Source organism: Brevibacillus sp. YAE8, assembly GCF_057543335.1.
Genome location: NZ_BAAIYG010000005.1, coordinates 97,880 through 119,746, shown reverse-complemented (window position 1 = coordinate 119,746; position 21,867 = coordinate 97,880). Strand labels below are relative to the sequence as shown.

The following is a 21,867-nucleotide window of genomic DNA, read 5'->3' as shown; positions in this document are numbered from 1 at the left end:
CACATACATAAAAACGAAGTAAATGATGGCAGAGGATGAAGTACATGGCGAAAATAGAGATCATAAAAAGCATGCTGAGCGAGGACGAGGAAAATGCCCATGGATGGCTTCTGTTGGGGTTGGAGCATGCGGAGCAGGGGGATCGCACGGCAGCATTGCAGGCTTTTACGAAAGCTCTCACGTATGGAAACGAGAAGATAACAGGCAAAATTGCGGCAGAATTGCATAAGCTGCAACGAGAATCCACGTTTTTTCCAGCGGAAAAAGGGAGCGAGTTTTGGCAACCCTCTACATACGGTTCGACGCCCGCTGTGCGGAATCAGGGGATGGAGACGAGCGATGGGCGTGAAACTGCGAAACACGCGGAGCGATTCGATAGCACGATCCGCTATCACTCGGTTGGCGGCTTGCATCCTATCAAAGCGGCGATTCACGACACGCTTTTCGCTCCCACCGGGCAGTTGGAGCGGCAGGCTGAATTTGTCCGGCAAAAGGGCGTGCTGCTTTACGGCCCACCAGGGTGCGGCAAGTCGTTGCTCGCCAAAGCGACGGCCGGGGAGTACGGCGCTCACTTTCTGCGATTGCCTGCAACACAGAGAGGAGAGGCTGTATTGGACAGGGCTGGTTCCGCTGCGTCTTCTCTCTTATGGCCTGCTGCTTCAAGAGAATCGACGCTTCTCGCTTTTTGGGACGAGCTGGATGGGACGCATTGCCAGCCGGGCGTTTTTTCCAACTATAGCAGCCCCCAGCCTGTTGAAAAGTGGCTTTCGCAGCTAGCAGAGCTGGGGAGCAGGCTGCTCATTTTGGGAGCGACAAATGTGCCATGGGAAATCGACCCCGCTTGGATGCGGGAAAGCGGCTTTGCGCACCTGCTTTTTGTCGGGCCACCTGACCGGGCCGCGCGAGAAGATATTTTTCGCCTGAAGTTGAAAGGCCGCCCCGCTGAGCCGCTTGATTACTCGCAACTGGCGGGATGGACCGAGTTTTATTCGGGAGCGGATATTGAATACGTGGTGGAGCTTGCGACCGAGCAAGTTTTGCATGACGTCTGGACAAAAGGCATCGAAAGACCGATCCAAATGAGCGACCTGCGCGAGTCGATCGCGGCTACTCGACCGACGACAATCGAGTGGCTCAGGACAATCAAGGAGCAGTTGCCAACGATCAACACAGACGGCGATTATGCGGCTGTGGAACAATATCTCGCTATGCATCGGCGCATTTAAACAAGGAGGACCGCATTCACGAAAAGCGAGTGAGGCGGTGCTCCTTTTTTGCGGAATAGAAAGAATATTGACGCAACGTCTGTCTTTCTATAATCTGAGGGTAATCGAGCAGATCCAGCAAATAATGGGGGGAATCGACATGAAGCTGTACGACATATCTCGCCCGCTAACGGCAGCTACGCCGACCTGGCCAGGTGATACCGCTTATCGTTATACCGTAAACTGGCCGAAGGCAGAGAGCGGCTCTGTCAATGTAGGAAAGCTCGTGATGAGCATCCATACGGGGACACATGTAGATGCTCCTTTTCATTTTGACGATGCGGGCAAAAAGACGCTTGAATTGCCGCTCGATCTGTATGTGGGAGCGGCGCGAGTCGTAGATGTGTCGGGACGCGCGAGCATTGGCGCTGACGATTTGGCGGGAGTCGATCTGTCAGGCGTGACGCGTTTGCTGCTGAAAACGTTGTCGTGGTCCGACCCCGAGCAGTTTCCCGCAGAGATATGCTACCTTCGCCCTGATTTGCCGCCGTATTTGGCCGAGAGAGGCATCCGGCTGCTCGGCGTGGATGTGCCTTCTGTCGACCCGCTGGCCAGCAAGGAGCTGCCCGCTCATCACGGCTTGCACCAGCATGGCATCTATATTTTGGAAGGACTTTTGCTGGACGCGATCGAGCCTGGCGACTACGAACTGATTGCCCTGCCGCTCGCCCTGGCCGATGCCGATGGCAGCCCGGTCCGCGCCATCCTCCGCCGCTAAAGCGAAGACAGACGAAAAACCGTCCATACCGGGAAGCGGCATGCACGGTTCTTCTGTGCCTTTATCTCAACTTACGCCCTACGTGATTTGCAAAAGAGGAGAAGTTTTCTCGATGACATCCCAGTTCATGCCGCGCGCCTTCAGCCGCTCCAAAAACGGGATCGGGTCGATCAGCTCGGGCGGGATGCAGCCTGTCATGGTAAGCAGCCCCTCTGCCATCATGTCTACGGCAACGACAGGCGGGATGCCGGTTTGCCAGATCGTTGCCTGAAACTCGTTTTTTTGGAAAACCTCGTCATGATTGGCGATCGTGTAGACGTAAACTTCTTTTCGCTTGTTATCCTTTCTGCCTTTGACGAGCGCGCCGACACTCGAATAGCCGTGAATTTTTCCGGCGAGGTCAACGGGCTTCGGCATGGTCGTGACGACGACGTCGCGCGGGGCGACGCGCACCCCTTTTACTTCAATTTCCTCGTCGCTGTCCAGCCCCAAATAGCGCAATACTTTCAACGTATTGACAAACTCCGGGTGCAGGGCGTACTTGAAGTCGACGTATTTGCAGCCTTTTGCTCGCCCAATCGTCTCGCCGAGCGTGGTTGCTTCTTCATGCTCCACGTTGTAGCAGTCCAGCCAGCCGATCGGCTCTGGAAATTCAAATTCTTCCTTGTTGGCAAAAGGGGTAGGAAAGTACTGCTCGCCTTTGGAGGCGGTCCAGTAGTTCGGCTTCGCGAGGCATTCCTGAATGGCTGTCTGCGGGCTGAAATACGAGCAAAAGCCGTCGTAATCGACGACAGAATTATCTCCGTCCCGAATCAAGATCGCGTCCACTTCATCGAGCGCATCGACGGCGTAACGCGCAGCGATGTTGGAAAAACCGGGATCGCAGCCAAGTCCCATAATCCCCAAAATTCCCGCTTTCCGAAAACGGTCGTTCCAGGAAAGCTGCTTTTGCAGCCATTGCGGACCGCAGGAAGCTGTGTCAATATAGTGCGTTCTTGTGTGCAGACAAGCCTCCATGACAGCGAGGTTGTTTTCTGGCAAGCCAATATGCAATAAAAGGTCAATGTCGCCCAAAATGGATCGTACGCTGGATACGTCACGGGCATCCACGCGTTTTACCTGGATATCGACATCCGTCTCCCGGCGCAGCTCCTGAGCCAGCTCTGCCGCAGGGCCGATGGAGATGTCAGCCAGGACCAGCTTGGTTACAAACCGGGATTTGATAAGCTCACACGCGCTTACTTGTCCGACTCCGCCTACTCCTAAGATTGCGACTCGCATAGAGTCCTCCTCCCTGGTGACAAATCTGCTATCTTCGCATTCGGAACAGCCATTTTTGCAAAAATAACGAAACAGACGAGGGGCGATTCACTCCCGCCATTACATCATCAATGGGCTCGCGGGGACGCAAGCAAAGCATCATGGGAAACCTCCTTTTTAGGTGCTGGGATGTTCACCTGCCATGCAAGATAGCAAGGTGGATAGTACATGTATATGAACCGTTCCTCACGTCCCATGCGCGACAGCGTGCGATCAAAAACAATTCTTTGCAGGTGTTTTGCTTGATAAAGTGGCCGTTTTCTCTAATAATAACGGTGTGTACCTACGATGCATTCAGCATGGCAAGCGTACGGAAGGAAGGAAACGCATATGGAACCGATGAGCTTTGTCCTTTTTGGTGCTACAGGAGATTTGGCGAAACGCAAAATTTTTCCGGCGTTGTTTAATTTATATGTCGATAAAAAGCTGCCTGCTGCCTTTTCCATTGTCGGAGTGGGCAGGAGAGCATGGTCTGATACGGCGTTTATCCAAAGTGTAGAGCAGTCCATCCGGGAGTTTTCCCGTCGCCACGAGATCGACCAGGCGGTGCTTGCACCATTTTTGGCGGCGTTCTCGTATGTGGCAGTCGATGTGACGGATGCTGCGGGATACGCGTCGTTGCTTGAGCGGGTGGAGCAGCGGGAAAAGGAGTTCAACCTCCCGCAAAACCGGATGTTTTATTTGTCGGTGGCGCCCGAGTATTTTGAAGTGATTGCGGCCAACATCCAGGAGAGCGGACTCGGCTCTCCACAGGGCTGGAAGCGCCTGATTATCGAAAAGCCGTTTGGGCGCGACCTGCAATCGGCCGAAGACTTGAATCAGAAGCTGACGAAAGCTTTTACCGAAGAAGAAATTTACCGCATCGATCATTATTTGGGCAAGGCCATGGTGCAAAATCTGGAGGCGCTGGAGTTCGCCAACCCTGTGTTTGCCGCGCTGTGGAACAATCGGCACATCGCAAACGTGCAGATTACAGCCAGCGAGACGGTCGGAGTGGAAGAAAGGGCAGGCTTTTACGAGCAGGCCGGAGCACTCCGCGACATGGTGCAAAACCACATGCTGCAAATGCTGATGATGGTCGCCATGCACATCCCCAAGCGGATTACGGCAACCGATATTCGGGCACAAAAGCGCAAGGTGATGGAGGCAGTGCGGCCGCTGAAAATAGAAGAGGTGGCGCAAAACGTCGTGCGCGCCCAGTACAGTGCCGGGCAAATCGGGGAGACGCCTGTTGTTGGCTACCGGGACGAGCCGGGGGTATCGCCTGCGTCCATGACGGAAACGTATATCGCAGCGCGCGTTTGGATCGACGACCCGTTTTGGAGAGGCGTGCCTTTTTACATTCGCACAGGAAAGCGGCTGAAGGAAAAAGCGACCCGCATCGTCATCGAATTCAAAAACCCTTTGGAGCGGCTGTACCGGGAGCAGCAAGAAAAGACATTGCCCAACCTGCTCATCATCAACGTCCATCCCGAAGAAGGAATCGCCTTGCAGTTGAATAGTAAGAATCCGGCCAATAGCGGAAAAATTGAGCCTGTCACGGTTGACTTCAGCGCAGGCCACCAGGACGTGCCAGAGGCGTACGAACGACTGCTGTTCGATGCGCTGCGCGGCGATTCCACTTACTTCGCCCACTGGAACGAAGTGCGGCTGTCGTGGAAATGGGTGGAGCCGATCCTTGCCGCCTTCGAACGCAATCTCGTTCCGCTCGTCTCGTATGAGGCAGGTTCACACGGTCCGGAGGCCGCGCGTGATTTGCTTCGGGAAGAAGGATTTTCCTGGTGGCTAGATCATGTAGAAGAACGTGAGCTGGAGCCAGTGCATCGGTAGTGTGTGCAGAGGGAGTGTCGGGCGCACGAGCGAAAAGGCTACGTGCCCAACCCGGCCCCTTCGACCAGCCAGCGAAAAACTGCCTGCAAATCCCACGACTTTCGGCCAATCAGCCCAAAAACAAGGGGGAAGCGATTCATGCGATTTGGCGTAATCGGTACCAACTGGATTACAGAAGAGTTCATCCAGGCAGGCCATACGGTAGAGGGCTTTTCCCTGCAAGCTGTTTGCTCGCGAACGCTCGAGCGCGCCAAGGAATTTGCGGCCAAGTTCGCGGCTCCTTTTTTCTACACGAATCCCGCAGAGATGGCGGCGAGCGGACAAATCGACGCCGTCTACATTGCCAGCCCCAATTGCTTTCATGCCGAGCAGGCCATCCTGTGCATGAGCTTGGGGCTGCACGTCTTGTGCGAAAAGCCGCTCGCCTCGAATGCGGACGAAGTAGAGGCGATGCTTGCGGCGGCGAAAAAGCATGATGTTCTGCTCATGGAAGCGGTCAAATCGACCCTCGTGCCGAACTTTTTTACGATTCAGGACCATTTGCCCAAGCTGGGGAAAATTCGCCGCTTCATCGCCAGCAATTGCCAGTATTCCTCCCGCTACGATGCGTATCGCGCGGGCGAGGTGCTGCGGGCTTTTGACCCGGCTTACTCCAACGGAGCCTTGATGGATATCGGGATTTACTGTCTCTATCCGGCAATCGTTCTGTTTGGCAAGCCGGAGCAGGTCAAGGCAGAAGGAGTTGTGCTGGCGTCAGGGGTAGACGGAGAAGGCAGCATTCTTTTGAAGTACGAAGAGATGGACGCCATCCTCAGCTTTTCCAAGATTACCACCTCCTATCAGCCAGCGGAAATCCAGGGGGAGGACGCCACGATGGTGATCGATAAAATCAATCACCTGACGCGCATCGAGATTCGCTACCGAGACGGCAGGATCGAGGATGTGACCAGGCCCCAGACGCCGAAGGCGATGCACTACGAAATCAGGGAGTTTATCCGGCTGGCTTCGGCGGGCGCCAGAGAGTCGGCGACCAATTCACATGCAGCCTCCCGATTGACGATGGAAGTCATGGACGAAGCGAGAAGGCAAATCGGCGTCGTCTTCCCGGCCGATTTGCGGCGCGGAAGCAAGCATCCGGAGACAGGGAAGAACGAACAAAACAGGGAGGCGAAACGCGATGAAAATGTTTGATGTGACCGCACCTATTTTTGAAGGGATGACGGTGTACAAAAACAAGCCGGAAAAGCAGCCGAAGATTTTGTCTGCAACAAACGGCTACGTGACCGAGTCGAGAATCGACATGGATGTGCATTCTGGCACACATGTGGACGCGCCGCTGCACATGGTGAAGGACGGGGAGACGTTTGAAAGCATTTCGCTGGAAAAGCTGGTAGGAAACTGCCGCGTACTCGACCTGACGCATGTGGAAGACAAGATCGGGCGAGCCGAGCTGGAAGGTTACGACATTGCGTCGGGAGAGTTTGTCCTGTTTCAAACGAAAAATTCGTGGGAGGATGCTTTTTCGTTCGAGTTCGTCTATTTGGCACAAGACGGCGCAGCGTATTTGGCGGAAAAAGGCGTGCGCGGTGTCGGCACGGATGCATTGGGGATTGAGCGCAGCCAGGAAGGACACCCAACCCACAAAACGTTGTTTGGCGCAGGCGTGATCGTGATTGAGGGCTTGCGGCTTCGCGAGGTGCCCGCAGGAAAATACTTCATGGTTGCTGCCCCGTTAAAGCTGGTCGGCACAGACGCTGCTCCGGCAAGGGTGCTGTTGTTTGAGGGCTGGCAGGGATGAAGGTAAATAAAGCGTTCGCAGGGGGGAGCTGCGGGTACGGGTTCGGGCACGGATACGTATGCCCAACTGCTTTGCGCGACAGAGGGTCTGGCTTGCTATCCCTTTAAAACGGCCGTGATGTTACCACAGAGCATCTGAAAACCGGATGCTCCAAGAAAAGGCCAGACAGCAAAGGAATGACCGTTCCCAAAATCAAAGGAGGCGAAAAGCATGCCAAGTCGACCAAAGCGCGAGGAATACGGGGAGTATTTTGCCTACTATGTCGAGCAAGTGCCAGAAGGCGAGTTGACAGCCGTACTGGCGAAGCAACTGGCGCAGACCGTCGAGATGTATGCCGGGCTTACCGAGGCGCAAGCGGAGTATCGCTACGCGCCGGGCAAATGGACCGTAAAAGAAGTGTTGGGGCATCTGATCGATACGGAGCGGATTATGAGCTACCGCTTGCTGCGAATTGCCCGGGGAGATCAGACACCGCTCGTCGGATTTGACGAAAATGCGTATGTTGCGCAAGCTTTTTTTCAGAAACGCGACCTGGCCGATTTGCTCGAAGAATATCAGGCTGTTCGGCAGTCGACGCGCGCTCTGTTGCGGGGAGTGGCAGAGGAGGCGTGGACGCGAACAGGGACGGCCAACGGCAACAAACTGTCCGCACGCACTTTGGCCTATGTCATTGCCGGGCATGAGGCCCATCACTGTCGCATATTGCGGGAAAGGTATTCACTGTAGACGGTATGCAAAAGCGAACCGCGTTGATTTGATTCGTCCCTTTCGCTTGTTTATTCTACCATTTTCAGGAAAAGTAGAATAGAATGGTAGTAACGATTTGCAAAATTGCATACGGGGGAACAGGTTCCTTGCGGCGATTCGCTGCTAAGGATAATAGGGAAGCTCGGTGCAAATCCGACACGGTCCCGCCACTGTAAGAGGGGAGTTTCGCGCACACAGGCCACTTGTCCAGCCGCTGGACAGGGAAGGCAGCGCCAGACGATGATCCCGAAGTCAGGAGACCTGCCTGTTTCAACAACACTGATGGACCTACGGGAGATAGGGAGGTGTTAGAGGACTCGCCATACTGGCAAACGGACAAGGATGTCTATTGCTTGCCTGCGCATTTTCTAACGATCGGATCTCGTTTCGATCAGTAGAAAATGCGTTTTTTGTTTTGGGGAGAGGAAATCGGCGCTGATTGACCGTGAGCAACTCAAAGGAGGGAGCAGCATGGTTCAGCTTTTCATCTGTCAATGGTGCGGTTATGTCGAAGAACGAGAGCTGTCGGGGGAAAGCGAGGAAGGGCTGGTCCGTTGCGTTTGCTGCAGTACGGAGGAAGTCGAAAGCGTTTTTGCCAGGTGAAGGCGACCGTACATTCGGAACGGTTGTCCCGTTTTTGGCCGTATCTGAACCGTTTCTGACCGCATCTAGCCTGGTTAAAAACGAAAAAGAATTTTGTTGACGAATGCTTTGGAATTTCTTAGAATAGGCTCAACAGCAAACAAAGTTCTTATCCAGAGAGGTGGAGGGTCTGGCCCGATGAAGCCCGGCAACCGTTGCGTAGAGCGACAAGGTGCCAATTCCTGCGGGGCGTTTTCGTTCCGAAAGATAAGAAGCGGGTACATCGTAGCAGTTATGACGAACCTTCTTCTTAACGAAGAAGGTTTTTTGATGTTTCCGCTCAACAAAGGCTTTCTTTTCCAATAAGCTTTTCGCTTGGCCGCTTTCTCGACGAGAAAGAGCAAAAATTCATAGTTTTCTTTATCCAGAGAGGCGGAGGGACTGGCCCGATGAAGCCCGGCAACCGTTACACAGCTTGTGACAAGGTGCCAATTCCTGCAGGGCGGAAGCGTCCTGGGAGATAAGGAGAAGGATTTCGTTGATGCCAAAACCTTCTTCTTAGCGGGAAGGTTTTTTCTTTTTACGAAAATATTGCTATGAGGTGGTAGAAATGAGCGCAGGTGTAGTCAAGGTAGGGCTGCTTGGATTGGGAACAGTAGGGGGCGGCGTCATCAAGACGATTCGTTCGCAGCAGGAGAAGCTGGCTGCGAGATTGGGCAAGCGAATCGAAATTGTCAAAGCATTGGTCCGCGATTCGGAAAAAGAACGGGCCGTTCAGGTAGATCCCGCGCTTTTGACCACGGATTTTGAGGACGTGTTGAAAAGCGATGTGGACATTGTCGTCGAGGTGATGGGGGGCGTCGAGCCGACGTATGACTACGTCCGTGCCTTGATCGAAAAAGGCTGCCACGTGGTGACGGCGAACAAGGAGCTGCTTGCCAAACGCGGCACAGAGTTGGTCGATCTGGCAAACCGGCATCAGGTCCATCTGGCCTATGAGGCGAGCGTGGCAGGCGGCATCCCGATTTTGAGCGTGCTGCGACAGTTTTTGCGCACGAACGATATTCAAGGAGTGCGCGGCATTCTCAACGGTACGACGAACTTCATCCTGACGAAAATGGAAGCGGAGCAGCTCCCCTATCAGGAAGTGTTGAAGCAAGCGCAGGAGCTGGGGTATGCGGAAGCCGATCCGCGCTCTGACGTGGAAGGATTCGACGCGATGTACAAACTGTACATTCTCGCGCAGCTTGTGTACGGAGAATCGCTGCCGCTTGCAAATGTCGTGCGCAAAGGGATTGCCGATTTGTCTCCTGGTCACATCCGTATCGCAAACGAGCTGGGCTACCGGATCAAGCTGATTGCCCAGGCGCACAAAACAGAGCAAGGAATCCGGCTCTCGGTTCAGCCGACCATGCTGCCTGTCGCTCATCCGCTGGCGCAAATTCAGGATGCTTTCAACGCTGTTCAGCTTTCCGGAAACATCGTAGGCGATCTGCTGTTTACGGGCAGAGGCGCAGGCGAGCTGCCGACGGCAAGCGCCGTTGTCGAGGATTTGGCTTATTTGTTGACGCAGCCGTTTACCCCGCATCCGGCCTGGAAGGAAAAAACGGCCGAAGCGCAGCCGGGTCAATGGCAGGACGAGCGCGTGCTGTGTTATCTCGAAGGCTCGTGTCTCGCTGCGACGCCTGATCGCGTCCTGCATTTCTTGCGCGAGGCGGGCGTGACGGTGACGAAGCTGAAAGTCCAATTCGATCTGGGCGGAGTATTGCGCGCGGGGTTGATCGTAACAGGGATTCGCGAAGAGCACGAGGAAGTGCTGAAAAGCGATTTTGGCCTGTCCGTCCGCTGCTTCCCGCTGCTGGAAACGGCATAACCCGAAAAAGCGGCGCAAAAGAAAAAACGGGCAGGCAGCAAGGACGAATGCCAGATGGATGGCGTCCTACTGCCTGCCGTTTTTGTCCGAATGCTTGGGGGGATCAGGGGCGGAGCCGTTTTGCTGGTTTCCCGGGAAGACGGCTTTTTCCCATTTGGTCATGAAATAGCCCGAGAGCAGAAAAACGCCAATGGCTGCTACGGTAATGATGACTCCTGTCATGCTCTCCCTCCTTTTGCTCGTAAAAGCGGTCTTGCTATGGTTTACGAATAAGGCTTGGAGAGGTTTCAGCCAAAAGAACAGGGATGCGCCCGTTTTTTCATGAGCGGCTTCCGGCTGAAGTGGCGAATAGGACGGGGGTTATACTATGCCATGCCATGCTAACTTCCCCGCACGCGGCCCTCTGCGTCAATCTGGACGTTTTCCGAGAGCGATTCGATTCGCTTGCGCAAAGCGGCTCCATCTGTGGCGTTCATCGGCACGGCTTGTCCCAGTTCGGCGTGGAACGGAAGCATTGTCAGGTCGCAGGCGGCGTTTTTCGTACAGCTTGCTTGCAGCACCATCGTTTCCCACGTTTTCGGCTCGGTCGAGCGCGTGAAAATGAAGTTGCCTAGGCTGTAGGCGATCCATTTGCCGCGATACTGCTCAAAGCCTTGCAGCACGTGCGGATGGCCGCCGACGATCAGGTCAGCGCCTGCGTCGATGTACGCCTTGGCGAGTTCTTTTTGATGATCGACGGGAAAGTCTTCGCGCTCTTTGCCCCAATGGGCGATCACGACGACGAGATCAGCCTGTGCTTTCGCCTGCTCGATGGCTTGGACGGCCAAGGCGGGGTCGTAGGTTCCCGCCAGTCCCGGCCCGTTTTTTTGCGCGAACCAGCTCACTTCCGGTATGACCCGGCTGAATCCGAGCACGGCGAGCCTGATGCCGTTTTTCTCCACAAAAACAGGCGCGAAGGCGCGGGTGGCATCGACTCCGCCCCCGACATAGGCGATCCGGTGTTCCTCCAGCGCGGCGAACGTATCGAGCAAGCCGTCTACGCCCTGATCCATCGAGTGGTTGTTCGCCAGATTGACCGCGTCGATTCCGGCGGCCTGCATGGCGGGCGCAGCCAAAGGGGACGACTTGTAGACGTACGCTTTGTTGTCGGCGGGAGTCCCTCTCGTCGTAAGCGGCGTCTCCAGGTTGGCGATGGTGTAGTCATCCTGCAAAAAAAGCGAGCGCACATGCGTGAACGGGTAGTCGTAGCCTTTTTCTAGCAAAACGTTTTCCACATTTCCTGCCATCATGACGTCCCCGACAAAGCTGAGCCGGACAGTCGGCTCCGGGGCAGCGACCGGCTCTGGTGCGGGAGTGGCTTTGGGAGCCTCGTGCTTGCCGAGCGCAGTGAAGCCGAGATAAGCGCCTGCCCCGAGGACGGCGAGCAAGCTGAAAAGCAGCGTATTTTTCCCTGCCCGAAGCCACTTTGGTTTTGTCTGTCTTCGCCGGGAGCGTCTCCGGCTGTGATTCGTCTCGTTCATGCTTCTCCTTTCTTCGCTAACGAAAAGCTGCTAAATTTTGCTATGATAAAGGTAATTACGAAAAGAGGCGAAAAAAGATGCAATTGTCCTTTGACCATCTGGTTCATTTTGTCCATCGTCCGCCCGCAGAAGCAGCGCGGCTGTTTCGCGAAGCCGGATTTCACGCTGTAACGGGAGGCAGGCACACCCATTGGGGGACATGGAACAGTCTCAGCTATTTTGGCTTGTCGTATGTGGAGTTTTTGGCGGTCGAGGATGCGGCGGTTGCCGGACGATCGGACAATCCGCTCATCGCGCAATTGGTCGCGGAGCACGAGCTTGGCGAAGGGCTTGGGCAAATCGCCTTGCGCACCAGCGAAATGGATCTGTGGGTGGAGCGATTTCGCGCGCTTGGGCTGAAGCTGACAGGGCCAGTAGACGGCAGCCGTACAAGAGACGACGGAAAAACATTACGCTGGCGCATGCTGTTTGCCGAAGACCCGCAGACTGCGCGAAAGCTGCCGTTTTTGATTGAGTGGCAGGAGACAGACGAGGAGCGCCAGGCAGATTTGACGCAGCGCGGGATCATCGCTCCGCATCCGAACGGAGCAGCCGAGCTTCTGGCTGTCGGCTTCGCTGTCGCGAATTTGGACGCGGCTGCTGCGGACTGGACGCGGTGGTTCGGCTTGCAGGGCGGGGAAGTTTTCACGGATGAGCGACTGGGTGCGCGTTGCTTGTCGCTTGCGCTGCCCGGCGGAAGCATCGTCCTGTGTGAACCGACGCAGCCTGGAGCGGCGCAGCAGGCGTTAGCGGCGAGCGGAGAGCGTCCTTTTTTCGCGAAAATCGGCGCGGCGAATGCATTGCCGCTTCCGCACGACATTTGCGGCGGGATTTATCTCACTTGACGGACAGCAAAAGCAAGAAACCGGAAAAAAGGAGGCAAGCCTTTGACTGTACCTAAGCATTCACTGTCTGCTGCAGCGATCATTGTCAACGAGCGCAAGGAAGTGCTGCTGATAAAAGGCCCGAGGCGCGGCTGGGAGATGCCTGGCGGAAAAGTGGAGGAAGGCGAGTCCATCCGGGCGGCAGCCATCCGGGAGACGAAGGAAGAGTGCGGCTTGGACATCGAAATTACGAAGTTTTGCGGCGTGTTTCAAAACGTGAGCAAGTCGATCTGCAATGTGCTGTTTTTAGCGAGGCCGATTGGCGGGAAGCTGATCGCGACGCCCGAGTGTCTGGAAGCCGGGTTTTTCCCGATTGAAGAGGCGCTAACAAAGGTTACGTGGAGCAACTTCCGGCAGCGAATCGAGCTGTGCTTGCAGGAGGAAAAGCACCCGTTTTACGTGGAGTTTTGAAAGAACACGCAGCTTGGGAAAGCGGCGTGGGCGTGCAGAGACGAATCCACGACTCGGCGCAGGAACGAGTGAAAGAAGCTGTCCGAAAGCGGACGGCTTTTTTGTGTAGCCAATATACGTGCAACATAATAACGTAGTCAGAGTTGTCAGGAAATATTTTGTTTCTTTTTAGGGTAATAAATATTACGCTTTGAAGTAATTGAATGGTAAGGAGGGATCGCATGACGGATAACTTGACTCTTAATGTCGCCTTGCTCAGACGCAAGGTTCCCAACCTGACTGCAGCCGCTAAAGAGGCAGGCTTGCGGCCAGCTACGGTGTCCAATTTGTGTACGGGCAAAATTCCTGTCGGCCGGGCAGAGGTTCGCACGTTGGTGAGTCTGGCTGAGCTGGCAGGCTGTCGTCTTGACGATTTGATTATTCGCGGCGGGCAAACGAAAATGCTGGAGACGGGAATCAAGGTGATCGACGTTTTCGCCCCTGTCGTTCGCGGGGGGACGGTCGGGTTGGTGGCAAAGCCAGGGGTGGGACAACTGGTCGTGCTGGCGGAGTTGTTTTTGCGCCTGAAGCAGACAGGCTTTACCCCTGTTTTCTGGCGCCCGGCTCGGGATGTCGTGGGCATGGAAGAGGTCATTTCAGAAGCGGCAGCCGTATGTGATAGCTGCGAAGAGTGCTTTCAAGCCATTTTGCAAGCAGAAGAACACGGCACAGCCGTACTGGCCGCAGATCGGTCTTACGTGTTATTTGGGGAGCTTGGCAAGTTGCGGGGCATGCTGGCAGAAGCGCGAGTAACAGACTTGACCGTATTTCTGATTGATGTGAGCGGCGTGGCCACGGAAGAGATTGTCCCCTATGGTCCGTTGGATACGCTTTGGCAATTTGATTTTGTCTTGTCCAGCAAGCGCTACTATCCGGCGATTGATCCCGTAGCCTCTACCTCGACTTTGCTGGAAGACGCCCATTTCGAAAACCGTCATTTTACAGTCCAGCAAAAAGCCAAGAAACTGTTGCGCAGATACCGCGAGCTGGCACAATGGCTTGAAGCGAGCGAACAGGCTGCCGTTCCCCCGGAGGAAACGGAGACATTCGTGCGGGGCAGGAGACTGGAGCTGTACTTGACGCAGCCTTTTTACATCGCAGAGCCAGTGACCAAGCTTGCGGGAGTGTGGGTCAACGCCACTGATTCATTGGAACATGTGTCGCGTATTGTAGAAGGAAAAACGGATGGGCTTGACCCGCAACTGCTTTTTTACATCGGTGGCTTGCCCGATACAGTGCCTACGGGGGAGATGGGGTAACGTGGAGCAAAACGAGCTGTTTGCCAAAAGAATCGTAATGAGGCCAAGCGACGAGAAGACTTCTCTTGTAGAGGTAAAAAAGGATGTCGTGTACAAGACATCCGATCGCGGCGATCTGAAAATGGACGTGTACTATCCAAAAGGGAGTGAGTGCTCCAAAGGGATGCCTGCTGTCATACTCATCCACGGAGACGGACCGTGGCATTTTTTGCAAACGATCAAGGACAGCGGACAATACGTATCGTGGGGACAGCTTCTTGCTGCGAGTGGCCTGATCGCTGTCACGTTTACCCATCGTTCCACGGAGAGGTTTTCCAAGCTTGATGAGGCTGTCCGGGATGTGGAGGACGCTTTGGCGTACATTCGCGAGAGCGGAGAGCAGCTTGGCATCGCGCGCGAGCGACTCGGGATCTGGGTGTGCTCCGCCGGTGGCCCTGTCGGACTTCCGACTGCGCTGCGGAATAAGGCGGGTGACATTCGCTGTGTCGCCGCATTGTACGCGATTATGGATTTGTGGAGCGCGCGGGCTATGCTTCCTGATCTGGATGAGCAAACTTTGCGGGCTGCATCCGCACGGGCTGCTCTGGAGGAAGCGCCTGCAAACCTTCCGCCGCTTCTGGTAGCGAAAGCAGGGGCAGATCGGGCGGACTTGAACGCGACGATTGATGACTTCGTTTTGACCGCCTCCAAGCAAAATGTTTCTCTCGATTACTACCTCCATCCCGATGGTCGCCATGCTTTCGATCTCTGGGATGACGATTTGCGGAGCAAGCAGATCATTAACCACTCGGTAGCTTTTTTCCAAAATCATTTACTGGAAGCAAACAGCGGTAGCTAAAAACAACGGTTCGCTTACACCCGGGCTTAACGTTACACATCGATCATGACCAGAGTGTAGCACGCTAACGGTGTCATCTTTTTCATCACGCATGGCGTCAAAACCATTTTCATACCAAAAAAGCAACCGCCTCCTCCCCCAAAAGAGGAAGCCGGTTGCTTTTTCGTTTTTCCTACGCCTCATTGCGTGCCAAACGTCTTTTTCGTCAATTGGCGGTACATGTACAGCATCGCGATTCGCCACGGGACGAGCATGCCGAAAGCAAGCAGGAAAAACAGTCCGCCCGTCTGAATCGAGGTGAAGCTGTCGTTTATCACCAGCTTGATAATCACCCGGATGATTAACAGACCGACCAGGATGAAGAAAAAGGCTCGGGAGCGCTTGAGGTAGACGTCTTGGCCGATCACTTCGAAACGCGAAGTCATAATCAACGGAATCGAGAAAAACAACCCCGTGACAAAAGCCGCTACATCGTACATCGGCGGGAGCGCCGCCTCCGGAAAGAAAAACATCGCAAAGCCCGTCGCCATGAAGAAAGGCGGCAAGATAATGCTCTTTGCCGACACAGGCTTTTTTTGCCTGCGCATACGCACAAAGATGAGTGCAGTCGCCATCAGGAGCGGAACCAGAAGGCCGAATGTAGGGGAAGATAATATCTGCATGGAAAAAACGCCTCCAAAGACTTGCCACATATTTTCAACGTTGTTTTTTCTAGTCTAGTGTACACCAAATGGAGGCGCATGGAAAAGCAGGAGACAGGCAAACGGCGCTTTTGCTAGGCGGCCGCCTCGTCGCTTTGACGGACGTCCAGCTTGTGCTTTTTGCTGTAGACGAACGTCAGGATGCCGGACAAGAGCGTCAGCGAGCCGATGAACAGCAAGTAGCCGCTGATCCCGAGCAAATCGAGACCGATTCCGGTAATCCCGAGCGCGAGCAGGAAACAGGTGCGATCCAGCATGCTTTTGAACGAGAAAAACCGTCCTTGCTGGTGGGCGGGCAGCCGCTTCTGAAAGATCGTCGCGATCACCGGGAAAAAGAAGGCGACGACAAAGCCGAACAGGGAAAAAGAGGACAGCACCATCGCCTTATGATCGGCAAACGACATCCCGAATTGCGAGAGGGCAAAGAAAAACAGCATGAGCGTCGAGGCTGCGACCAAGTTTTTGCCGCCGATCCACCGTTTGGCAAGCAGGCCGCCGATTAGGATGCTCGTTCCTTCTACGGCGTAAATCCAGCCCATGAGCTGAGGCGCCTGCTGGAGTTCGCTGAGGTTGAGAATCAACAAATTGATGCCGCCCAAAAACAGCGTAATCAACCCGTTGTTGATAAGCCCGACAAACAGCGCCGGGTCTTTACGGGCAATCGTCAGCACTTCGCGAAACTCCACTTTTTCCTTCAGGTTGCGCGAGGCGACAGGAGGAATGCGCAGGAACAGCGTGACGACGGCGAGAATCGCGTACGCAATCATCGAGCAGACGTACAGCATGGACAGCTCCATGGAGACGACGAGAATGCCCCCGAGGGCCGTTCCGCCGATGCGCGACAGCGTGGAAATGTTCAAGTAGGCGCTGTTCGCTTTCAGCAGTTCATCCTTGGTCAAGATGGCAGGCAGGGAGGCTTGCACGGTCGGGAAGTAAAACGCCGCCGACACTTGCATGACGAGCAGCGAGACAATCATCCACAAAATCGAATCGTACGCGAGTGCGGGAAACATAAACACAGGACTCAAGGTTCGAGCCAGGCTGGCACAGAGCATGATTTTTCCTTTGTCGTACATGTCGATGACGACGCCTGCTTTCGGAGCAAGCAAGATGCTTGCGATCAGGCCGGTCATCAAAATCAGCCCCTTCACGGTTTCGGAAGGGATCAGGCTCTGCATGAACGACAAATTGGCAATAATGGAAATCCACATGCCTGCCCCAGCGACGATCTCTCCTGTCATCAGCAGGAGAAAGGTTCGGTTACGCCACAACATGAGAGCCACTCCAAATCTTTTTTAGTTTTTGACAAAAAAAATGAACCGATCGATTTTTTTCAAAACGGTACCACTCAGTATAGCATCTGCCCAAATATTTGTATATTTATTGTCAATAGATGTATGCTTCCTGGCAATAACGGGCACATTACAGGAACAATGGGCGGCGATTACGCAACAAAGGAGCTTATCGTAAATGGCGCGAAAACGTACGCTGCTTCTCCTGATCGGGTATGGGTTTGCTGCCACGCTCGCCATTTTTTACGGGCTGGTAGAGCGGCACAGCTTGTTTGTCACGTTTGTTTCGTTTCATTTGGCGGTCTGTGTAGCAATCCCGCTGTTGCATGGCTGGTGGGAAAAAAGCTTGCAAGAGCATTGGCGCTTGGCGTGGGGCCGCTTTGAAAAACGAGGGGCGCTTTTCGGGATTGGGCTGGGGCTGCTGTTTTTTACAGGCATCCTGACAGGACTGTGGCTGATTTTACAGGCGGAGGGCACGCCGGACATCGTGCGGGCCGGGCTGGAGTCGTGGGGGTTGAACCGCAACTGGATCGGCTTGTTTGCGCTGTATCTGGTGGTCGTCAACTCGCTTTTGGAGGAATTGTTCTGGCGAGGCTTTGTCCTGCAGCGAATGCTGCGCTCGCTCTCCCGTGTCGTCTCCGTATTGCTCACGAGTTTTTTTTACACGTTGTACCACCTGATTATTACGACGGCCTTGTTCGGCGTGTGGCAAGGCTTGCTGCTTACGACCGCGGTGTATGGCGCGGGCGTCATCTGGGGGTGGATGAAAGGGCTGTTTCCGTCCATCTACCCGACCTGGTTCAGTCATTTGCTGGCGGATTTGGGGTTGGCGCTGGCTGTTGTTTTCTGGATTTATTAGCGTAAAACAGACGAAGGGGGAGATCGCCATGCTGGCGCTGCACGAGGAAGTTACGCTGCGCAAGCGTCTGCTCAGCATCCTGCGGCAAAAAAACGAGCACGTCCAGCTTTACTTCGATACATACGGCTTCACGCCAACGGGACCACTGCTCGCTTATTTGCGCGCGATCAAAGGGTGGGCGAACCTCCGGCGTGCCGATTTGTGGCAGGTGGTGGAAAATGACCCGGAGCGGCAGATCGAGTGGGATGGGGGCGAGTTGATTCGTGCCACGTACGGCTTTGCGCCGAGCCAGACGGCAACCCGGCTCACAGAGGTGGAACCTCCGGCGCGCCTGTATTACGGCACGCACGCAAAGCTGGTGCAGCAAGCGCTCGCCGGGGGACTTTTGCCGATCGCAAGCGAGCACGTCCAGCTTGCTTTTCGGGCAGAAGACATCGGGATGCCGGAGGACACGCTCTGTTTGCTGACCGTTCAGGCGGCTCGGGCGCGGGCAACCGGCATCCGATTTTTCCAAGGGAGCGGAGCATTTTGGTTCAGTGAGGCGATTCCAGCGGCTTTTGTCGCGGAGTGAGCGCATCAGGTTGCGGGATCGGGATCGCTTTGTTTTCCCTGGCGGAGCTGTAGCTGGCGCTCTCGTTCTGCGAGGACGTCGCTGCGGTCGCGCAACCTGTGCTTGTTTAGCAAAAACGGATCATTCATGTCGCTGTCGCGATACTCCGGCTGATTTTGCTTGGCACAGGCCGCTTTGTACGCGGCAATCAGCTCGGCTGCCCGCATCGGCAAGGTGATGCTGCGGTAAGGCAAGCCTTGTTCAATCTCTTCCAGGCGGACTGCCAAGAGGCGCTCCAGGGCCGTGCTGTCCAAGCCGAGGCGCTCCAGCTCCGCGTGATGCTGTTTCACCAGCGCGTGGGCACTTGTGAGCATTTTGCGGGCGCCGTTTACGTTGCCGCGTCGGTGGTGGTACAGCCCGACGGCAATTTGAATCAAGCCGACCCAGACAGACTGGCGCTCCGCGGGTGGAGCGCTTTTCCAATATTCTTCCAAAATCTCGTGACACTCGAAATAGTCGCGTTCGACATGAAACTGAACCAGGTAGTCCAGATACGGCTCAGGATACATGATGGACTTCACCTCGCTCTTTTTTGTAAGAAAAAACGCCTCGACGCTTTGCGGGCAAGCGGCTGTGGCTGTTTGCCGCCAACCACAAGGTCGTGACCGTTATGTTTTCAACGGTTTGTTTATGTACTATTATAAAGCATAGAGTAGAGAAATCGAGGTGGGAAACACGATATGACAAGAGATGAACTGATGGCTGTCTTGGAAAAAAAGCGAATGACCGAAATCATAGAGCTGATTGAGGATGCCGAGCAAGGCGAACTGGAGGAGCTTGAACTGGTGGAAAGCCTGGGGCTGCTGATGGACCAGGAGCTGAACAGGGAAGTTCTTGCCCTTTTGGAGAGCCTTGGCGTTACCATCGTGTATGTGAGCGGTGACGAAGAGGACGAGGAAGACAGCGAAGACGACGAAGACGAGGATTAAGAAGAAACCAACCTAGCTCTTTGCGGCCAGGTTGGTTTTCTTGCTGATTTGCCCCTACTTTTGGGTCCAGACCCGGTTTTTGTTGCGGGTCGCGGGAAACTTTTCGCCTTTGTCCAGCTCGATAATCATCGGGTCCTGCACGCTGGCGCCGGTTTCCCCGATTTCCATGTACACTGCGTTTTTTGGCGACTTGTCGCCTTCACGAAAACGGCTTTGTTCTCCCATAGGGACACCTTCTTTCTCGCAATGTGTGATCTGCCTTAGTATTGCCGTCGCGGGGATGTTCATGCTGGCTGCCTCTATTGACGTTCGATTCAAAATTCATATACGATGGTTTCAACGATGGATGAAGAGGTGAATTCATGCTACGCCTGACCCTGCAAAAGGATTCGAATGTGTCGTACCACGAACAGCTCTACCAACAAATTGCCTCCTCGATTCGCAGCGGAGAAATTCCGCCGAATGAGCAGTTGCCGACGGTCAGGAAGCTAGCGGCACAACTGAAGGTCAATTACAACACGGTTCGCAGCGTTTATCTCCGCTTGCAGCAGGAAGGGATGGTCGATTCGCGTCAAGGGCGCGGGACCATCGTCAGCAATATTGTCAACGATCCTCTACTGACCCGCAATCCCGCGCATCTCGCTTTGCTGGCCAAAGAGACGCTGCACAAAGTAAAGGCCATGGGCTATTCCATGGATGAATTTACCCGTGTCCTCTCGTGTGTCATGCTGGAGATCAACCAGTTTCCTGTCCTGTTTTTGCGTTTCACAGAGCTGGAGCTTGCCGAGTATTTGCGCCTGGTGCAATACCATCTCCCCAGTGTCATGCTGGAGGGGCGGACCTTCGATGATTTTGCCCAGCGAGTCGAACAGGACCCGAGCTTTTTGCAGCAATACAAGGCGATCGTCACTCACCCTTCCGTTAATTTGCGCATGAAGCACCGTTTGCCGCGAGAGGCTCCGCCTGTCGTCAGCCTCGATTTTATACCCGATCCGACTACGGTCATTCCGGCCATGGAGGCGTATCCCCGCCATACAAAAGTCGGGCTGGTCTGTGCGACGATCCGCGGTGCGGCAGGAATGATAAATGACTTGTACAACGCAGGCATCACGCATCTGGATATTCGGACGATCGAAGCGAATCATCCCGACGTGTTCGACCTGATTACGAATTGTGATGTCGTCTACATATCGAAGCCCGGCTATATGGTCAGACCGCATTTGCTGACGCTGCCAAAAGTAAAGGAATACCAGGAAATTCCCGATCACCACGGAATCAATGAACTGCGCAAGATCGTGACGCAATGATTTTTTGCCTGTTATGCCCTTATTTTCTGGCGGTTTGCAGAGCTTTTTCCTTCCTGATATGTACAAAAGCCGCCGGCAGCCTGTCTGCCGGTTGTGCTGTTTTCAGGCAAGACATCCGCTGATTTTGCCGCAAGAATAGACAAGTGTACCATGCCGATGCACCTTCACCTACATACTTTGTAGATGTAACGAACAGGAGGGGGTGAGGTTCATGGGTTGCGGATGCAGAAAGTCTCATTGCAAGTGCTACTACAAGAAGTGCTGCAAGAGGAAATACTACAAAAAACATTGCTACTACAAGCCTTACTACAGAACGGAATGTAAAACTGGTCGTGGAAGCTGCGGTCACCATCACCATCACGGCGAAAGCTGCGGACACGGCGGTTACGGGTCCTCTTGGGGTGGCCACGACAGCAAATATTAATTCATCGAAAAAAAGCGCCTTTTACGGCGCTTTTTTCGTGCTATCCAGTATAAGGGCCACTATGACTGCGTCAATGGTTCGGCGCAGCCAAGTTTTCGAATTTTTTCGCAAGTTTGCGGTGCTGGCATCGTACACTACAGTAGCGAAGGGAATGGGGGAATGCAAATGAACCATCTGGTCGGAAAAGACGAGCGAATGTGGGCCATGATCGCACATTTGTCCGCGCTGATCGGCTTTCTGATCCCATTTGGCAATGTGCTGGGGCCGCTTTTGGTCTGGTTGTTCAAACGCGAAGAGGGCCCCTTTTTTGAGGAGCACGGCAAGGAAGCGCTCAATTTCAGCATCTCGGTCACGATCTACGCAGCCATTTCCAGCATCCTGCTCATTGTCTTCATCGGCGTGATTTTATTGACCGCCCTGTTCTTTTTCTGGATCGTCTTCGTCGTGATTGCCGCCGTTCGGGCCAACGAAGGGAAAACGTACCGCTATCCGCTGACGTTGCGATTTATCAAATGAGTGATTCGCCATCGAGCAGCCGCTCCTTTGGGAACGGCTTTTTTTCGTAATTTTCCCGCAACAGGCAGGGTGAATGGTCATTCATCGCGAAAAACTAGGGAGGACA

The 21,867-nt window shown here is 54.5% G+C and carries 23 protein-coding genes and 3 riboswitches; of the genes, 16 read left to right on the top strand and 7 right to left on the bottom strand.

Features of this window, described 5'->3' with window-relative positions:
* Positions 1 to 44 precede the first annotated feature (44 nt).
* Together AC27IT_RS10165 and kynB are read left to right on the top strand one after the other, a co-directional pair.
* Positions 45 to 1,226 (top strand): ATP-binding protein, encoded by a 1,182-nt coding sequence (locus AC27IT_RS10165; protein WP_005829716.1) that lies wholly within the window; start codon positions 45 to 47, stop codon positions 1,224 to 1,226.
* Between the two features lie 139 nt (positions 1,227 to 1,365).
* A complete protein-coding gene (gene kynB / locus AC27IT_RS10160) occupies positions 1,366 to 1,983 on the top strand; it encodes an arylformamidase (RefSeq protein WP_005829717.1) in 618 nt (205 codons plus the stop codon).
* A gap of 78 nt (positions 1,984 to 2,061) precedes the next feature.
* Here kynB and AC27IT_RS10155 read toward each other — a convergent pair whose 3' ends face one another.
* Entirely contained in the window at positions 2,062 to 3,264 is a 1,203-nt protein-coding gene (locus AC27IT_RS10155) for a saccharopine dehydrogenase family protein (protein WP_025844971.1), read from the bottom strand.
* Between the two features lie 369 nt (positions 3,265 to 3,633).
* Here AC27IT_RS10155 and zwf point away from each other — a divergent pair, with 369 nt between their 5' ends.
* The 5 genes from zwf (at position 3,634) to AC27IT_RS10130 (ending at position 10,133) form a co-directional block, all read left to right on the top strand.
* Positions 3,634 to 5,133, top strand: a complete 1,500-nt coding sequence (zwf, locus tag AC27IT_RS10150) for a glucose-6-phosphate dehydrogenase (protein WP_007786311.1) — start codon at positions 3,634 to 3,636, stop codon at positions 5,131 to 5,133.
* Between the two features lie 138 nt (positions 5,134 to 5,271).
* Positions 5,272 to 6,324: a Gfo/Idh/MocA family protein gene (locus tag AC27IT_RS10145; RefSeq protein ID WP_005829723.1), complete on the top strand. Its 1,053-nt coding sequence runs from the start codon at positions 5,272 to 5,274 to the stop codon at positions 6,322 to 6,324.
* Entirely contained in the window at positions 6,311 to 6,931 is a 621-nt protein-coding gene (locus AC27IT_RS10140; protein WP_005829724.1) for a cyclase family protein, read from the top strand. Before AC27IT_RS10145 ends, AC27IT_RS10140 begins: the two co-directional genes overlap by 14 nt.
* 210 nt (positions 6,932 to 7,141) lie before the next feature.
* Entirely contained in the window at positions 7,142 to 7,657 is a 516-nt protein-coding gene (locus AC27IT_RS10135) for a DinB family protein (protein ID WP_025844967.1), read from the top strand.
* 104 nt (positions 7,658 to 7,761) lie between these two features.
* Positions 7,762 to 7,961, top strand: a riboswitch (cobalamin riboswitch).
* Between the two features lie 465 nt (positions 7,962 to 8,426).
* Positions 8,427 to 8,534, top strand: a riboswitch (SAM riboswitch).
* A gap of 143 nt (positions 8,535 to 8,677) precedes the next feature.
* Positions 8,678 to 8,787: riboswitch (SAM riboswitch) on the top strand.
* Positions 8,788 to 8,870: 83 nt separating this feature from the next.
* A complete protein-coding gene (locus tag AC27IT_RS10130) occupies positions 8,871 to 10,133 on the top strand; it encodes a homoserine dehydrogenase (protein WP_007786304.1) in 1,263 nt (420 codons plus the stop codon).
* 66 nt (positions 10,134 to 10,199) lie between these two features.
* Here the strand turns inward: AC27IT_RS10130 and AC27IT_RS10125 are convergent, their stop codons facing one another.
* On the bottom strand, positions 10,200 to 10,355 hold the full coding sequence (locus tag AC27IT_RS10125; protein ID WP_155808574.1) for a hypothetical protein: 156 nt from the start codon (positions 10,353 to 10,355) through the stop codon (positions 10,200 to 10,202).
* Positions 10,356 to 10,513: 158 nt separating this feature from the next.
* The gene (locus tag AC27IT_RS10120) at positions 10,514 to 11,653 is read right to left on the bottom strand and encodes a CapA family protein (RefSeq protein WP_005829732.1); all 1,140 of its coding nucleotides are present in this window, start codon (positions 11,651 to 11,653) and stop codon (positions 10,514 to 10,516) included.
* 77 nt (positions 11,654 to 11,730) lie between these two features.
* On the opposite strand from AC27IT_RS10120, the gene AC27IT_RS10115 reads away from it, so the two are divergent.
* From AC27IT_RS10115 to AC27IT_RS10100, 4 genes are all read left to right on the top strand, one after another.
* Entirely contained in the window at positions 11,731 to 12,537 is an 807-nt protein-coding gene (locus AC27IT_RS10115) for a VOC family protein (protein ID WP_005829734.1), read from the top strand.
* A gap of 42 nt (positions 12,538 to 12,579) precedes the next feature.
* Positions 12,580 to 12,987 carry an NUDIX hydrolase gene (locus AC27IT_RS10110; RefSeq protein WP_025844961.1) on the top strand — a complete coding sequence of 136 codons (408 nt, stop codon included), beginning with the start codon at positions 12,580 to 12,582 and terminating at the stop codon, positions 12,985 to 12,987.
* 221 nt (positions 12,988 to 13,208) lie between these two features.
* Positions 13,209 to 14,285, top strand: a complete 1,077-nt coding sequence (locus AC27IT_RS10105; RefSeq protein WP_283857928.1) for a P-loop NTPase family protein — start codon at positions 13,209 to 13,211, stop codon at positions 14,283 to 14,285.
* Position 14,286: 1 nt separating this feature from the next.
* Positions 14,287 to 15,123, top strand: coding sequence for an alpha/beta hydrolase (locus AC27IT_RS10100; protein ID WP_005829740.1), 837 nt, complete (start codon positions 14,287 to 14,289; stop codon positions 15,121 to 15,123).
* Between the two features lie 179 nt (positions 15,124 to 15,302).
* Here the strand turns inward: AC27IT_RS10100 and AC27IT_RS10095 are convergent, their stop codons facing one another.
* Together AC27IT_RS10095 and AC27IT_RS10090 are read right to left on the bottom strand one after the other, a co-directional pair.
* Positions 15,303 to 15,785, bottom strand: coding sequence for a CcdC family protein (locus tag AC27IT_RS10095; RefSeq protein WP_005829742.1), 483 nt, complete (start codon positions 15,783 to 15,785; stop codon positions 15,303 to 15,305).
* A gap of 113 nt (positions 15,786 to 15,898) precedes the next feature.
* Positions 15,899 to 17,098, bottom strand: a complete 1,200-nt coding sequence (locus AC27IT_RS10090) for an MFS transporter (RefSeq protein WP_005829744.1) — start codon at positions 17,096 to 17,098, stop codon at positions 15,899 to 15,901.
* Between the two features lie 196 nt (positions 17,099 to 17,294).
* On the opposite strand from AC27IT_RS10090, the gene AC27IT_RS10085 reads away from it, so the two are divergent.
* Together AC27IT_RS10085 and AC27IT_RS10080 are read left to right on the top strand one after the other, a co-directional pair.
* Entirely contained in the window at positions 17,295 to 17,975 is a 681-nt protein-coding gene (locus AC27IT_RS10085; RefSeq protein ID WP_025844662.1) for a CPBP family intramembrane glutamic endopeptidase, read from the top strand.
* A 28-nt stretch (positions 17,976 to 18,003) separates the two neighbouring features.
* A complete protein-coding gene (locus AC27IT_RS10080; RefSeq protein ID WP_005829748.1) occupies positions 18,004 to 18,546 on the top strand; it encodes an RNA 2'-phosphotransferase in 543 nt (180 codons plus the stop codon).
* A 5-nt stretch (positions 18,547 to 18,551) separates the two neighbouring features.
* Here the strand turns inward: AC27IT_RS10080 and AC27IT_RS10075 are convergent, their stop codons facing one another.
* On the bottom strand, positions 18,552 to 19,094 hold the full coding sequence (locus tag AC27IT_RS10075; RefSeq protein ID WP_025844655.1) for a DUF309 domain-containing protein: 543 nt from the start codon (positions 19,092 to 19,094) through the stop codon (positions 18,552 to 18,554).
* A 171-nt stretch (positions 19,095 to 19,265) separates the two neighbouring features.
* Between AC27IT_RS10075 and AC27IT_RS10070 the strand changes: the two genes are divergently transcribed.
* Positions 19,266 to 19,514: a hypothetical protein gene (locus AC27IT_RS10070; RefSeq protein WP_025844653.1), complete on the top strand. Its 249-nt coding sequence runs from the start codon at positions 19,266 to 19,268 to the stop codon at positions 19,512 to 19,514.
* 54 nt (positions 19,515 to 19,568) lie between these two features.
* Here the strand turns inward: AC27IT_RS10070 and AC27IT_RS10065 are convergent, their stop codons facing one another.
* Positions 19,569 to 19,739 carry a YjzC family protein gene (locus AC27IT_RS10065; RefSeq protein ID WP_005829753.1) on the bottom strand — a complete coding sequence of 57 codons (171 nt, stop codon included), beginning with the start codon at positions 19,737 to 19,739 and terminating at the stop codon, positions 19,569 to 19,571.
* Positions 19,740 to 19,876: 137 nt separating this feature from the next.
* Here AC27IT_RS10065 and AC27IT_RS10060 point away from each other — a divergent pair, with 137 nt between their 5' ends.
* Both AC27IT_RS10060 and AC27IT_RS10055 read left to right on the top strand, forming a co-directional pair.
* Positions 19,877 to 20,821 carry a GntR family transcriptional regulator gene (locus AC27IT_RS10060; protein ID WP_197186652.1) on the top strand — a complete coding sequence of 315 codons (945 nt, stop codon included), beginning with the start codon at positions 19,877 to 19,879 and terminating at the stop codon, positions 20,819 to 20,821.
* Between the two features lie 589 nt (positions 20,822 to 21,410).
* A complete protein-coding gene (locus AC27IT_RS10055) occupies positions 21,411 to 21,761 on the top strand; it encodes a DUF4870 domain-containing protein (protein WP_005829756.1) in 351 nt (116 codons plus the stop codon).
* Positions 21,762 to 21,867 lie beyond the last annotated feature (106 nt).